This window comes from Paracoccus sp. AK26, assembly GCF_011801365.1.
Taxonomy (GTDB): domain Bacteria; phylum Pseudomonadota; class Alphaproteobacteria; order Rhodobacterales; family Rhodobacteraceae; genus Paracoccus; species Paracoccus aerius.
Window position 1 is genome coordinate 1133362 of sequence record NZ_CP041041.1, and the last position, 14829, is coordinate 1148190.

Below are 14829 nucleotides of genomic sequence, written 5' to 3' on the forward strand. Positions count from 1 at the left end.
TGAAGGAGCAAGCGATGGCCAAGCGCCCCGTCTTCGAGGAAGTCCTTGACCCCCACGCCAGCAGCCGCCCCGTGACAACGACCGGCATGATCGACGCGGCCCCCCGCGGCGCGCGGCGGGCGATCCGGGTCTGGCTGATGATCCTGTTCGTGATGGTCCTGGCGATGATCGCGCTTGGCGGCGCCACGCGCCTGACCGGATCGGGCCTGTCCATCACCGAATGGGCGCCCGTCACCGGCACGATCCCGCCCCTGAACGAGGCGGACTGGCAGGCAGAATTCGAGGCCTACAAGCAGATCCCCCAATATTCCCAGGTCAACCCGGACATGGATCTGGCAGGCTTCAAGGAAATCTATCTTTGGGAATGGGCGCACCGCTTGCTGGGCCGGCTGATCGGGCTGGTCTGGGCGGCGGGCTTTGTCTTCTTCCTTGCGACCCGGCGCATCCCCGTCGGCTGGACGCCGCGCCTGCTGGGCCTGGGCGCTCTTGGCGGGCTGCAGGGCGCCATCGGCTGGTGGATGGTCAGTTCCGGCCTGGTCGAGGGGATGACCCGCGTGGCATCCTATCGGCTGGCGACCCATCTGGGCCTGGCCTTCGTGATCCTGGGCCTGATCACCTGGTATGTCCTGCTGCTGGGCCGGTCCGAGGCCGATCTGCTGCGCGCCCGCCGCGCGGGGGAACCCAAGTTGTTTTCCATGTCAACCGGCCTGATGCACCTGGCCTTCGTGCAGATCCTGATCGGCGCCTTGGTCGCGGGCATCGACGCGGGCCGCACCTATACCGGCTGGCCGACCATGGGCGGCGAATGGATACCCGCGCTGATCTGGGATCCGGTGCTTGGCTGGCGCAACTTCTTCGAAAATCCCGCCCTTGTGCAATTCGTCCACCGGATGGTGGGCTATCTGCTGGCGATCTTCGCGGTCGTGGTCTGGCTGCGCGCGCGGCGTTCGCCCCATCCGGTCACGCGAGGCGCCTTCACGGCGATGATCGTGGCGGTGGCCGTTCAGGTGGCGCTTGGCATCATGAACGTGATCCATGCCTCGCCCCTGGGTCTGGCGCTGACGCACCAGTTGGGCGCGGTCGTCCTGTTCGCGCTGATCATCCGGGCGCGCCACCACGCGCGCTTTCCGCATGAAACTTCGGTCAGGGGGACCATCCGATGACGGCGATCAACGACCTGCTTGCCTTCCAGCGCCAGACCGAGGCGCTGTCCTCGGTCGCCGAGCGGCTTGGCTGGGACCAGGAAACCGTGATGCCGCGCGGCGCGGTCGAGCAGCGGGCCGAGGAGATGGCCGCAATGGAATCCGTGCTGCACGAACGCCGCACCGATCCCCGCATCGGCGAATGGCTGGACCTGGCCGAACCCCGGACCGAGGCCGAGGCCCGGTCGGTCGAACTGATCGCGCGCGATTTCAGCCGCGCGAACCGCATCCCCGCCAAGCTGGCGCAGGAACTGGCGCGGCTGACATCCTTGTCCCAGGGCATCTGGGCCGAGGCACGCGCCAAGGACGCGCCCGAGGATTTTCTGCCCACGCTGGATCAGGTCCTGGTCCTGAAGCGGGACGAGGCCGCGGCCCTGGCCGATGGCGGCGATCCCTATGACGCGCTCTTGGACGATTACGAACAGGGGATGACGGGGGCCGAGATCGCGGCCTTGTTCGATTCCATGCGCCCGCGCCTTGTCGCCCTGCGCGAGGAAGTGCTGGGGGCCGATTTCCAGCCCAAGCCGCTTTCCGGCCATTTCCCGCAGGAAACCCAGATCCGGCTGGCCCGCATCTGCGCCACCGCCTTCGGGTATGACTGGACGCGCGGGCGAATGGACATTGCGGTCCATCCCTTCAGCAGCGGCCGGTGGCAGGACAGCCGCATCACGACGCGCGTCGTGGAAACCGACCCCTTCAACTGCATCTATTCCACCATCCACGAGGTCGGTCATTCCAGCTATGAACTGGGCATCGACCCCGACTATGCCTTCACGCCCTTGGGGCGGGGCGTGTCGATGGGCGTCCACGAAAGCCAGAGCCGCATCTACGAAAACCAGATGGGCCGGGGCCGGGCCTTTACCGGCTGGCTGTTTGGCCGCATGTCGGACGCCTTCGACGGGCTGAACATCACCGACGCGGATGCCTTCTATGCCACCGTGAACCGCGTCACCCCCGGCTTCATCCGAACCGAGGCCGACGAGGTTCAGTACAACCTGCACATCATGATGCGCTTCGATCTTGAACGCGACCTGATCGCGGGTCGGCTGTCCACCGACGACCTGGTCGAGGCCTGGAACGACCGCTTCCGGCGCGACTTCGGCGTGGTGGTGGACCGGCCCGCGAATGGCGTCTTGCAGGACGTGCATTGGGCGGTGGGCCTGTTCGGTTATTTCCCCACCTATGCCCTGGGCAACGTCTTCGCGGGCTGCCTGAACCAGGCGATGCGCGATGCCGTGCCTGACCTGGACGCCTTGCTGGCCGCGGGCGACGCCGCGCCCGCCGTGGAATGGCTGCGCGAGAACGTGCAGCGTCATGGCGGGTTGAAGCGCCCGCGCGCGCTGATCGAGGAGGCGACGGGCGCCGACGTCTCGCCCGAGCCGCTGCTGTCTTATCTGGAGGCGAAGTTCGGCCAAATCTACGGGCTGTAACGGAAACGGCCGGGCGATCTGCCCGGCCTTTCACTTACCTGTTGGGCCACAAGGGCGCGTGGCGGTTCACGTCCTTGTAGAGCAGGTATCGGAACGGCCCCGGCCCGCCCGCATAGCAGGCCTGCGGGCAGAAGGCGCGCAGCCACATGTAGTCGCCGGGCCCCACCTCGACCCAATCGCGGTTCAGGCGATAGACGGCCTTGCCCTCCAGCACGAACAGGCCATGCTCCATCACATGCGTCTCGGCGAAGGGGATTGATCCGCCCGGCTTGAAGGTCACCACGGTGATGTGCATGTCGTGGCGCAGGTCGGCCGGGTCCATGAAGCGGGTGGTGCCCCAGGCCCCGTCCGTGTCGGGCATCATCGAGGGCGCGATGTCCTGTTCCTGGGCGATGATCGGATCGGGCCGGTCCACACCATTGCAGGGCTGCCAGCGCTTGCGCCACCAGTGAAAGCCGGTGTTGCCGGGCGTGGTGTTCCTGACCGACCAGGGGGTGCCGGGGGGCACATAGGCGAAGCCGCCGGGGGTCAGCAGATGTTCGGTGCCGCCGATGGTCACGGACATGGACCCGCCGGTGACGAACAGGGCGTGCTGGATCTCGGGGTCGTCGTCGGGGTTGTCCGAGCCGCCGCCCTCGGCCAGTTCGACGATGTACTGGCTGAAGGTTTCCGCGAATCCCGACAAGGGCCGGGCGATCATCCACATCCGCATGCCGGTCCAGCCGGGCAGGTAGGAGGTGACGATGTCGCGCATCACGGTGCGGGGGATGACGGCATAGGCCTCGGTGAAGACGGCCGTGTCGGTGGTCATGCCGGTCTGCGGCGGCAGGCCCGCCACCGGGCCGGCATAGGGGATGCGCTGCGGATCGGCCCGCGGGACTTCGGCCACGTCGCCCGTCGGCGCGCCGGCGGGGGGAAGGTCTGGGGTCATGTCGGTCATTTCAGGGCCTCTTTCAGGCGTAGTTCGCCGATGCGCATGACCTGGCGTTCGGCCTCGGCGCGCTCGGTCGGGGTGTCGTTGTCGATGCGGGCCTGCATGGCGGCCATGATGCCCGGCTTGTCGTGGTCGCGCACGGCGATGATGAAGGGAAAGCCGTGCTTGGCGACATAAGCGTCGTTAAGGCGCGTGAAGGTCGCGCGTTCGTCATCGGTCAGGCTGTCCAATCCCGCGCTTGCCTGTTCGGCGGTGCTGTCGGCCGTCAGCCGTTTCGCCTGCGCCAGCTTGCCCGCCAGATCGGGGTGCGCGTTCAGAACGCCCAGTCGTTCCTCGTCGGAGGCACTGCGGAAGACCTGCGCCATCCGCGCGGCCAGGCCGGACGCGCTGTCATGGACCGCGCCCATCTCGGCGTCCCAGACCCGTTCTGCAATGAAGGGGGAATGTTCGTAGATGCTGCCGAAGGCCTGGACGAAGCTGTTGCGATCCATCTGCGACGGACGCTGGCGCGGCTGATAGGGATGCAGCTCGGCCCAGTGGCGCGCGATGTCGAGGCGGCTGGCGAACCAGACGCCCTCGTGCTGGCGACAATGGTCCAGGAACCGCTGGATCGCCATGGCCCGGCCCGGACGCCCGGCCAGGCGGCAATGCAGCCCGATCGACATCATCTTGGGCGCGCCCGCCGCGCCTTCGGCATACAGGATGTCGAAGCTGTCGCGCAGATAGTCGAAGAAATCCGTGCCCGTCCCGAAGCCCTGGCCCGACGAAAAGCGCATGTCGTTGGCATCCATCGTATAGGGCACCATCAACTGCGGCTTGCCGTTGTGGACATGCCAATAGGGCAGTTCGTCCGCGATCGTGTCGGCCAGGTATTCGAACCCGCCTTCCTCGCAGCCAAGCGCCACGGTGTTCATCGAACAGCGGCCCTGGTAGAAGCCACGCGGGCGTTCCCCGGTGACGCGGGTGTGCAACTCGACCGCCTGGGCGATGTGGTCAGCCTCGACCTCTCGCGGGATGTCCCGATAGTCGATCCACTTCAACCCGTGGGTCGCGATCTCCCATCCCGCCGCCTTCATCGCGGCCACCAGTTCGGGGCTGCGCTCAAGCGCCGTCGCCACGCCATAGACCGTCACGGGAATGTCGCGCAGCATCCGGTGCAGGCGCCAGAAGCCCGACCGCGCGCCATAGTCATAGATCGATTCCATGTTCCAGTGCCGCTTGCCGGGCCATGGCTGGGCGCCGATGATCTCGGACAGGAAGGCCTCGGAGGCGGCGTCGCCGTGCTCGATGCTGTTCTCGCCGCCTTCCTCGTAGTTGAGGACGATCTGGACCGCGATCCTTGCGCCGCCGGGCCATTGCGGGTCGGGGGTGGTCTCGCCATATCCTCGCAGGTCGCGGCTGTAGCGCATCGGACATCCTTTCTGTGGCAGCGTGGTCACAGCAAACCGCGTGCCGGCCTGCACGGCAAGCGGGCAGAGGCGTAATTCTGTATCAACGAATCGGAAAAGATCGCTGCTGTTTCAATTCGCTGTTGAAAGACTTGCGGGCTGGCGATGATTGTTGGGCCGAACAAGGCCCCCATAAGCTGCGCGCATGGCGGCCGACATGAGCCGCGCGGGAGGGAAACCCATGGAACGCTACTTCAAGCTGTCGCAACACGGCAGCACGGTCAGGACCGAGGTGATCGCAGGCATCACCACCTTCCTGACCATGGCCTATATCATCTTCGTCAACCCCGACATCCTGTCAACGACGGGCATGGACCGCAACGCGGTCTTTGTCGCCACCTGCCTGGCCGCCGCCATCGGATCGGCCGTGATGGGGCTATGGGCCAACTGGCCCATCGGCATGGCGCCCGGCATGGGGCTGAACGCCTTTTTCGCCTTTACCGTCGTGGGCGCGATGGGCTTCACGTGGCAACAAGCGCTTGGCGCCGTCTTCATCAGCGGCCTGATCTTCCTGTTCCTGTCGGCGACCGGCATCCGCCGCTGGCTGGTGGCGGGGATCCCCGTGTCGATGCGCAGCGGGGTGGCGGCAGGGATCGGGATGTTCCTGGGGATCATCGCCCTGCAATCGTCGGGCATCGTGGTGGACAGCCCGGCCACACTGGTCACACTGGGTGACCTGACCAACTCCGGCACGCTGCTGACCATCGCGGGCTTCTTCATCATCGTGGCCTTGGATGCGATGCGGGTAACGGGCGCGATCCTTATCGGCATCCTGGTCATCACGGTGGCCGCGATCCTGCTGGGCGTCAGCCAGTTCGGCGGCGTCATGTCGATGCCGCCGTCGATCGCGCCGACGCTGATGCAGCTTGATGTCTGGGGCGCGCTTGGCTTTGGCATCTTCCACGTCATCCTGGTCATGGTCCTGGTCGAGGTCTTCGACGCCACCGGCACCCTGATCGGGGTCGCCAAGCGGGCAGGGCTGCTGAAGGAAGGTCCGGTTCACACCAATCCCGGCCTGTCGCGCGCGCTGATGGCGGATTCGACCGCGATCACCGTGGGGTCCATGCTGGGCACGTCCTCGACCACCGCCTATGTGGAAAGCGCCTCGGGCGTGCAGGCGGGGGGGCGGACGGGGCTGACCGCGCTTGTCGTGGCGCTGCTGTTCCTGCTGGCGATGTTCTTCGCGCCGCTGGCCGGGTCGGTGCCGGCCTATGCCACCGCGCCGGCGCTGCTGTATGTGGCGACGCTGATGGTGCGCGAACTGTCCGAAATCGAATGGGAGGACGTGACCGAATCCGCCCCCGCCGTCCTGACCGCCCTGGTGATGCCCTTCACCTATTCCATCGCCAACGGTCTGGCCTTCGGCTTCATCAGCTATGCGGTCATCAAGCTGCTGACGGGCAAGGCCAGCCAAGTCCATGCGGCGACCTGGATCGTGGCCGCGCTGTTCGTGATCAAGTTCGCCTTCTTCGGCGGCCACTGATCCCGAAGCCCGGGCGCAACCCAAGGCTTCGCGAGCGATCGCGAAGCCCTTTTTTATCCGCCCATCGCATGGCTCAGTTCCGCGGCCGCGGCCGCCACGACCGCGCCCAGCGTCTTGACATGCTCGTGCCCGATCCGGTGCGTGGGGCCGCTGACGCTGACGCCGGCAATCGCCTCGCCCGTCAGGTCGAAGACGGGGGCGGCGATGCAGCGCATCCCGCGGGTCCGTTCCTCGTCGTCGAAGGAAAAGCCGCGCGACCGGATGCGGGCCATGTCTGCCGTCAGGGCGTCGGGCGTGGCCAGCGTCCTTTCGGTGAAGCGGACAAGGCTTGCACCGTCCAGATAGGCCTGCAACGTCTCGGGCCTGCCAAAGGCCAGCAGCGCCTTGCCGATACCCGATGCGTGCAGGGGCGAGCGCGTGCCCGGCGGGAAGAAGGCGCGGATGGTTTCCTGCGTTTCGGCCTGGCTGACGAACAGCACCGCATCGCCGTTCAGGATCCCCAGGTTCGCGGTCTCGCCCGTGTGTTTCATCAGCGCCTGCAGGATGGGCCGGGCGCGCTCCACGATGCCGGACCGGCGCATGAAGGCCGAACCCAGCCGGAAGGTCGCAGGGCCGATATTCCAGGCCTGCGTGGCCGGGTCGCTTTCCACGATCCCGCGCGCGGCCATGGAATGCAGCAGGCGATGCACCGTCGAAGGCGGCTGGTCGATGCGCTCTGCCACTTCGGACAAGGTCAGGCCCGGATGGGCCGCCAGCAGGTCCAGCATGTCAAGCGCCCGGTCCAGCACCTGCACGGTCCCGGCCGCGTCCTTGGTGCTGCGAGGACGACCGCGGCGGCGGGTAGGTTCGGTCATTTTCGCCCTTTTCTTAAGAATACATAACGAAAACCGCAATAATCAGAAACATGGCCTGAAAAATGCCAAGATGATGATCAAGCGGCTCAATTCCGCTTTCTGGCCCATAATGGAAAACATTTCCAGAAAAATTGTGGCATCTGGTCGCAGGGGGTATGCTGGACGTATCAGAGGAGGAAGAGCCATGACCAGCCAGAATCCCGTGTTCATTCCAGGCCCCACCAACATTCCGGAAGTGCTGCGCAAGGCCGTGGACATGCCCACGATCGACCATCGCAGCCCTGTCTTCGGCCGGATCCTGCATCCTGCGCTTGAAGGGGTGAAGAAGGTGCTGAAGACCACGCAGGGCCAGGTCTTCGTCTTCCCCTCGACCGGGACCGGCGGGTGGGAGACCGCGATCACCAACACGCTGTCGCCCGGCGACAAGCTCCTGGCCACCCGCAACGGCATGTTCAGTCACCGTTGGATCGACATGTGCCAGCGTCACGGGCTGGAGGTGCAGGTCGTCACGCAGGAATGGGGCGAGGGTGTCCCGGCGGACCGATTCGAGGAGATCCTGACCGCCGACAAGGGCCACCAGATCAAGGTCGTCCTGGCGACGCATAACGAAACCGCCACCGGCGTGCGCAGCGACATCGCGGCCGTCCGCCGCGCCCTGGACAATGCCGGCCATCCGGCGTTGCTGTTCGTGGACGGGGTTTCTTCCATCGCGTGCTATGATTTCCGCATGGACGAATGGGGCGTCGATATTGCCGTGACCGGCAGCCAGAAGGGCTTCATGCTGCCCCCTGGCCTTGCCATCGTCGGCTTCTCGCCCAAGGCGATGGCGGCGGTCGAGACCGCGAAGCTGCAGCGCACCTTCTTCGACATCCGTGACATGGCGAAAGGCTATGCCAACAACGGCTATCCCTACACGCCGCCGGTCGGGCTGCTGAATGGCCTGAACGTCGCCTGCGACATGCTGCTGGACGAGGGGCTGGAAAACGTCTTCGCCCGCCACCACCGCATCGCCGAGGGGGTGCGCCGCGCGGTCGGTGCCTGGGGGATGCAGCTTTGCGCCAAGCGGCCCGAACTTTATTCCGACAGCGTCAGCGCGATCCGCGTGCCGGAAGGCTTTGATGCCAACAAGATCGTCAGCCACGCGCTGAACGCGTATGGCGTGGCCTTCGGGACCGGGCTTGGCGATGTGGCGGGCAAGGTCTTCCGCATCGGCCACCTGGGCAGCCTGACCGACGTGATGGCGCTGTCGGGCATCGCCACAGCCGAGATGGTCATGGCCGACCTGGGACTGCCGGTGACGCTGGGCAAGGGCGTCGCCGCCGCGCAGGACCATTACCGGCACAGCGCCACCGCAATGAAGGCTGCCGCGTGATGAAGGACGCCATGCAGATCCCGACCTATCAGGACATGCTGGACGCGCACGAGCGCATCCAGCCTTACATCCGCCGCACGCCGGTCCGTGTCTCGGACTACCTGAACGACCTGACCGGCGCGCAGCTGTTCTTCAAATGCGAGAACTTCCAGGAGCCGGGCGCCTTCAAGGTCCGCGGCGCCGCCAACGCCGTCTTCGGCCTGGACGAGGCGCAGGCTGCCAGGGGGGTGGCGACGCATTCCAGCGGCAACCACGCCTCCTGCCTGTCCTATGCTGCAATGCGGAGGGGCATTCCCTGCAACGTGGTGATGCCGCGCACCGCGCCGCAGGCCAAGAAGGACACGGTGCGCCGTTACGGCGGCGTCATCACCGAATGCGAACCCTCCACCTCCTCGCGCGAGGCGACCTTCGCCGAGGTTCAGGCGCGGACCGGGGGCGATTTCGTCCACCCCTACAACGACCCGCGCGTGATCGCGGGGCAGGGCACCTGTTCCAAGGAGTTCATGGAGCAGACCGACGGGCTGGACATGGTGGTGGCGCCCATCGGCGGGGGCGGCATGATCTCGGGCACCTGCCTGGCGCTTGCGACGCTGGCCCCGGAAACGAAGGTCATCGCGGCCGAGCCCGAGCAGGCCGACGACGCCTATCGCAGCTTCAAGGCGGGCCACATCATCGCCGACGACGCGCCCAAAACCATCGCCGATGGCCTGCTGGTGCCCTTGAAGGACCTGACCTGGCACTTCGTCAGCAACCATGTGTCCGAGATCTACACGGCGTCCGACGCCGAGATCGTCGAGGCGATGAAGCTGATCTGGAAGCACCTGCGCGTCGTGATGGAACCCAGCAGCGCGGTGCCGCTGGCCACCGTCCTGAAGAACCGCGACGCATTCGCCGGCAAGCGCGTCGGCATCATCATCACCGGCGGCAATGTCGATCTCGACAAGCTGCCCTGGATCTGAGGGAGAGGCATCATGAACGCACCCGTGAACTTCGACAACCTGGAGGTCGGCTTCGACGTGCCCGCATTGCCGGGCATGGATGAAAAGGACATCCAGACGCCCTGCCTGATCCTGGACCTGGACGCGCTGGAGCGGAACATCCGGAAGATGGGCGATTACGCCAAGGCGCACGGGATGCGCCACCGCGCCCACGGCAAGATGCACAAGTCTGTTGACGTACTGAAGCTGCAGGAAAGTCTTGGCGGCGCGGTCGGCGTCTGCTGCCAGAAGGTCTCCGAGGCCGAGGTCTTCGTGCGCGGCGGCATCAAGGACGTGCTGGTCAGCAACCAGGTGCGCGACCCGCTGAAGATCGACCGCCTGGCCCGCCTGCCCAAGCTGGGCAGCCGGATCATCGTCTGCGTGGACGACGTCGCGAACGTGGCGGATCTCTCGGCGGCGGCGCAAAAGCATGGCACGACCATCGAGTGCTTTGTCGAGATCGACTGCGGCGCGGGCCGCTGCGGCGTCAAGACCACGCCCGAGGTGGTGGAGATCGCCAAGGCCATCGACGCGGCACCGGGGCTGAAGTTCACCGGCATCCAGGCCTATCAGGGCGCCATGCAGCACATGGACAGCTACGAGGACCGCAAGGCCAAGCTGGACGCCGCCATCGCCCAGGTGACGGACGCGGTCGAGGCGCTGAAGGCCTGTGGGCTGGAACCGGAACTGGTGTCCGGCGGCGGCACCGGCAGCTATTACTTCGAAAGCAACTCGGGCGTTTACAACGAATTGCAGTGCGGCTCCTACGCCTTCATGGATGCGGATTATGGCCGCATCCAGGACAAGGACGGCAAGCGCATCGACCAGGGCGAATGGGAAAACGCGCTGTTCATCCTGACCTCCGTCATGTCCCACGCCAAGCCGCATCTGGCGGTGGTGGACGCGGGCCTCAAGGCGCAGTCGGTCGACAGCGGGCTGCCCTTCATCTATGGCCGCGACGACGTCAAGTACATCAAGTGCAGCGACGAACATGGCGTGGTCCAGGACGACAACGGCGTCCTCAAGGTCAACGACAAGCTGCGGCTGGTGCCGGGCCATTGCGACCCGACCTGCAACGTCCATGACTGGTATGTGGGCGTCCGGAACGGCAAGGTGGAAACGCTGTGGCCGGTCTCGGCGCGCGGGAAGGCCTATTGATGTGGGTCGTTCCTGAAAGCGAGATCGCCGGCCTGATGACCCCCGAGGCCGCGTTCGACGCGGTCGAGGCAGTCTTCGCCGCCATGGCGCGCGGGGAGGCCCGCAACTTCCCCGTCGTGCGGGAGGCCATCGGGCACGAGGATGCGCTCTATGGCTTCAAGGGCGGGTTTGATGCCAGCGGCTTGACCCTGGGCCTGAAGGCTGGGGGATATTGGCCGAACAACCAGAAGCACGGGCTGATCAACCACCAGTCCACCGTGTTCCTGTTCGATCCCGACACAGGGCGCGTGTCGGCAGCGGTCGGGGGTAACCTGCTGACTGCGCTGCGCACGGCTGCGGCAAGCGCCGTGTCCAGCAAATACCTGGCCCCCAAGGGCGCCAAGGTGCTGGGCATGATCGGGGCGGGCCACCAGTCCGCCTTCCAGATGCGCGCCGCCATCCGCTTCGGCAACTTCGAGAAGGTGATCGGCTGGAACCCGCATCCCGAGATGCTGTCCCGGCTGGCCGACACCGCCGCTGAACTGGGCCTGCCCTTCGAGGCCGTGGACCTGCCGCAGCTTGGTGCCGAGGCCGACGTGATCATCTCGATCACCTCGGCCTTCGAGCCGCTGCTGATGGACGGCCATGTCCAGGGTCCCACCCATATCGCCGCGATGGGCACGGACACCAAGGGCAAGCAGGAACTGGATCCCGCGCTTGTCGCCCGGGCGCGCCTGTTTACCGACGAGGTTGCCCAATCCCTCAGCATCGGTGAGTTCCAGCACGCCGCGGCGCAGAAAACCATATCCGCAGAGGACGTCACCGCGATAGGCCAGGTCATCATCGGCAATCATCCGGGACGCGGCGATGCGGAAGTCACCATCTTCGACGGAACAGGCGTGGGGCTGCAGGATCTCGCAGTCGCAAGCGCCGTGGTGGAACTGGCCAAGCAGCAGGGAAAGGCCACCAGGGTCGAGATCTGAACGAAACAAGGCATCCGTGGAAAGGGAGGTCCGCCATGTCTGACGCAACTTACCAAGGCAGCACGCATCCGGTCGATGAAGTGCTGCCCGCCCCCAAGCTGTTCACGCTTGGCTTCCAGCATGTGCTGGTCATGTATGCGGGGGCCATCGCGGTCCCGCTGATCGTCGGCCGCGCGCTGAACCTGCCGCCCGAGGAGGTGGCGTTCCTGATTTCCGCCGACCTGTTCGTCTGCGGCGTGGTGTCCATCATCCAGAGCCTTGGCGCGACCCAGTATTTCGGCATCAAGCTGCCGGTGATGATGGGCGTGACCTTTGCATCCGTAGGCCCGATGGTCGCGGTCGCGACATCCCTGCCCGGCCATGAAGGCGCGCGCGCCCTGTTCGGCGCGATCATCGCGGCGGGCATCATCGGCATCTTCATCGCGCCCTTCATTTCGAAGATGCTGCGCTTTTTCCCGCCCGTGGTCACAGGCACCCTGATCCTGACCATCGGCATCAGCCTGATGCCTATCGGCATCAACTGGATCTTCGGCCTGCAAGTCGGCCCCACCGCGCCCAAGATTGTCGACCCCGAGGCCGCTGCCTGGCTGGAGGCCGCGCGCGCGGCAGGCAACGTCCCCGCCAGCGTGACGCTGGCGCCCACGGTGCAGAACCCGCTTTATGCGGCGGGGCAGAACATCCTGATCGCGGTGCTGGTGCTGGGCACGATCCTGCTGGTGTCGAAATTCGCCCGCGGCTTCCTGTCGAATATCGCGGTGCTGGTCGGCATCGTCGTGGGCGGCATCGTCGCGGCCATGATGGGCATGATGAACTTCGACAAGGTCGGCGCGGCGGAATGGTTCGCGGTGATCAAGCCCTTCCATTTCGGGATGCCGACCTTCGACCCGATCATGATCGCCACCATGGTGCTGGTCATGCTGGTCACGCTGATCGAATCCACCGGCATGTTCCTGGCCCTGTCGGACATCTGCAAGAAGCCGCTGGACCAGAAAGCCCTGGCCGCAGGACTGCGCGCCGACGGCTTGGGAACGACCATCGGCGGCATCTTCAACACTTTCCCCTATACCTCGTTCTCGCAGAACGTCGGTCTGGTGGGCGTCACCGGCATCCGGTCGCGCTTCGTTTGCGTGGCAGGCGGCGCGATCATGATCGTGCTGGGCCTGATCCCGAAGATGGGCGCGCTTGTCGAAAGCCTGCCGACGACCGTTCTGGGCGGCGCGGGCCTGGTCATGTTCGGCATGGTGGCTGCGACCGGCGTGCGGATCCTGGCCCGGGTCGATTTTGCGAACAACCGGCACAACCTGTTCATCGTCGCGATCTCGGTCGGGATGGGGATGATCCCGCTGGTCGCGCCGAACTTCAACCAGTGGATGCCGCACGCGATCCATCCGCTGATCCATTCCGGCATCCTGCTGGCGGCGATCACGGCGGTTCTGCTGAACTGGTTCTACAACGGCGCGGCCCATGTGGACGAGGAAGAGCTGCGGGCGGCGGGTCATGTCGCGGACCACTAGGACGCTGTTCCGGGGCGCCGAGGTCGTCGTCACAATGGACGACGCCAGGCGTGAGATCCGGGGCGGCGATGTCCTGGTAGAGAACGGAAAGATCGTCGCGGCGGGTGAAAACCTGCCGCGCGATGGCGCTGAAATCATCAACGCTGCCGGCTGCGTCGTCACGCCGGGCCTGGTCAACACCCATCACCACCTGTTCCAGACCCTAACCCGCGCAGTGCCCGCCGCGCAGGATGCCGCGCTGTTCGGTTGGCTGCGCACGCTTTATCCCATCTGGTCGCGCATGACGCCCGACGACATCGGCCTGTCGGCCGAGGTCGGGCTTGCGGAACTGGCGCTGTCGGGCTGCACCTGTTCGTCCGACCACCTTTACCTGTTCCCGAACGGCTCGCGCCTGGACGACAGCATCGAGGCAGCCGGGAAGATCGGCATCCGCTTCACCGCCACGCGCGGGGCCATGTCCATCGGCGAAAGCAAGGGCGGCCTGCCGCCCGATGCCCTGGTCGAGGACGAAGCCGCGATCCTGCGCGACAGCGAACGCGTGGTGGATGCCTTCCACGACGCGGGCGAGGGCGCGATGGTGCAGGTGGCGCTTGCGCCCTGTTCGCCCTTTTCCGTCAGCCGGGAACTGATGCGGGATGCCGCGATCCTGGCGCGCGAAAAGGGCGTGCGCCTGCACACCCACCTGGCCGAAAATGACGAGGATGTCTGCTATTCGCTGGACAATTTCGGAATGCTGCCGGGCGATTACGCCGAAAGCCTGGGCTGGACCGGCGACGATGTCTGGCACGCCCATTGCGTCAAGCTGTCCGCGCCGGAAATCGACCTGTACGCCCGCACCGGCACGGGGGTCGCGCATTGCCCCTGTTCCAACGCGCGGCTGGCCAGCGGCATCGCGCCCGTCCGGGCCATGCGCGACGCGGGCGTTCCGGTGGGGCTTGGCGTCGATGGTTCGGCCAGCAACGATTGCAGCCATCTGGGGCTGGAGGCGCGGCAGGCGATGCTGGTCGCGCGGCTGAAGGATGGCCCCGCCGCCATGGGCGCGCGCGAGGCATTGGAGATCGCGACCCTTGGCGGCGCGCGGGTGCTGGGGCGCAGTGACATCGGGGCGCTGAAGCCGGGGACGCAGGCGGATCTGGTGTTGTGGGACGTGTCGGATCTGCCGCTGGCGGGGCAGTGGGATCCGGTGGCGGCGCTGGTTTTCTGCGCGCCGATCCGGCCCAGGGCGGTCTATGTCGGGGGCAGGGCGGTCGTCGATGATCACCGTTTGCTGACCGCTGATCCGCGCGATCTACGGGCGCGTGCCGAAAGGGCCGTGGCGCGCCTGGCGGAGTAGGCTGGGGGGCTGTCTGCCCCCCACGCGCTTCGCGCTCCCCCCGAGGATACTTGCGCCAAAGTGAACGGCGGATTTTCTACGAAATCTTAAGACTACCTTGCTTATGGTCCCTCTCGTGCGGATGCGAAGGGATCGGTTATTCAAGAAAACAGCGATAATGAG

General features: G+C 66.1%; 12 protein-coding genes. 9 read left to right on the forward strand and 3 right to left on the reverse strand.

The window, feature by feature from the left end:
- Positions 1 to 14: 14 nt before the first annotated feature.
- Positions 15 to 1163, forward strand: coding sequence for a heme A synthase (ctaA, locus tag FIU66_RS05580; protein ID WP_167621778.1), 1149 nt, complete (start codon positions 15 to 17; stop codon positions 1161 to 1163).
- On the forward strand, positions 1160 to 2632 hold the full coding sequence (locus FIU66_RS05585) for a carboxypeptidase M32 (RefSeq protein WP_167621779.1): 1473 nt from the start codon (positions 1160 to 1162) through the stop codon (positions 2630 to 2632). Before ctaA ends, FIU66_RS05585 begins: the two co-directional genes overlap by 4 nt.
- A gap of 34 nt (positions 2633 to 2666) precedes the next feature.
- Here FIU66_RS05585 and FIU66_RS05590 read toward each other — a convergent pair whose 3' ends face one another.
- Both FIU66_RS05590 and puuE read right to left on the reverse strand, forming a co-directional pair.
- The gene (locus tag FIU66_RS05590) at positions 2667 to 3563 is read right to left on the reverse strand and encodes a bifunctional allantoicase/(S)-ureidoglycine aminohydrolase (RefSeq protein ID WP_167621780.1); all 897 of its coding nucleotides are present in this window, start codon (positions 3561 to 3563) and stop codon (positions 2667 to 2669) included.
- A gap of 5 nt (positions 3564 to 3568) precedes the next feature.
- Positions 3569 to 4975, reverse strand: a complete 1407-nt coding sequence (gene puuE / locus FIU66_RS05595; RefSeq protein WP_167621781.1) for an allantoinase PuuE — start codon at positions 4973 to 4975, stop codon at positions 3569 to 3571.
- Between the two features lie 220 nt (positions 4976 to 5195).
- Between puuE and FIU66_RS05600 the strand changes: the two genes are divergently transcribed.
- Positions 5196 to 6497, forward strand: a complete 1302-nt coding sequence (locus FIU66_RS05600) for an NCS2 family permease (RefSeq protein ID WP_167621782.1) — start codon at positions 5196 to 5198, stop codon at positions 6495 to 6497.
- 53 nt (positions 6498 to 6550) lie between these two features.
- Here FIU66_RS05600 and bhcR read toward each other — a convergent pair whose 3' ends face one another.
- Positions 6551 to 7351 carry an HTH-type transcriptional regulator BhcR gene (bhcR, locus tag FIU66_RS05605; RefSeq protein ID WP_167621783.1) on the reverse strand — a complete coding sequence of 267 codons (801 nt, stop codon included), beginning with the start codon at positions 7349 to 7351 and terminating at the stop codon, positions 6551 to 6553.
- 184 nt (positions 7352 to 7535) lie between these two features.
- Between bhcR and bhcA the strand changes: the two genes are divergently transcribed.
- Genes bhcA through FIU66_RS05635 form a run of 6 tightly spaced genes read left to right on the forward strand, consistent with a single transcriptional unit; the run spans position 7536 to position 14667 of the window.
- Complete coding sequence (gene bhcA / locus FIU66_RS05610) at positions 7536 to 8723, forward strand: L-aspartate--glyoxylate aminotransferase BhcA (RefSeq protein WP_167621784.1); 1188 nt, start codon at positions 7536 to 7538, stop codon at positions 8721 to 8723.
- Entirely contained in the window at positions 8723 to 9682 is a 960-nt protein-coding gene (gene bhcB / locus FIU66_RS05615) for a beta-hydroxyaspartate dehydratase BhcB (RefSeq protein ID WP_167621785.1), read from the forward strand. Before bhcA ends, bhcB begins: the two co-directional genes overlap by 1 nt.
- 12 nt (positions 9683 to 9694) lie before the next feature.
- Positions 9695 to 10858, forward strand: coding sequence for a 3-hydroxy-D-aspartate aldolase BhcC (gene bhcC / locus FIU66_RS05620; protein WP_167621786.1), 1164 nt, complete (start codon positions 9695 to 9697; stop codon positions 10856 to 10858).
- Complete coding sequence (gene bhcD, locus FIU66_RS05625) at positions 10858 to 11820, forward strand: iminosuccinate reductase BhcD (protein WP_167621787.1); 963 nt, start codon at positions 10858 to 10860, stop codon at positions 11818 to 11820. Before bhcC ends, bhcD begins: the two co-directional genes overlap by 1 nt.
- Positions 11821 to 11855: 35 nt before the next feature.
- Entirely contained in the window at positions 11856 to 13334 is a 1479-nt protein-coding gene (locus FIU66_RS05630) for a nucleobase:cation symporter-2 family protein (RefSeq protein ID WP_167621788.1), read from the forward strand.
- Positions 13318 to 14667, forward strand: coding sequence for an 8-oxoguanine deaminase (locus FIU66_RS05635; protein WP_167621789.1), 1350 nt, complete (start codon positions 13318 to 13320; stop codon positions 14665 to 14667). Before FIU66_RS05630 ends, FIU66_RS05635 begins: the two co-directional genes overlap by 17 nt.
- Positions 14668 to 14829: the final 162 nt, after the last annotated feature.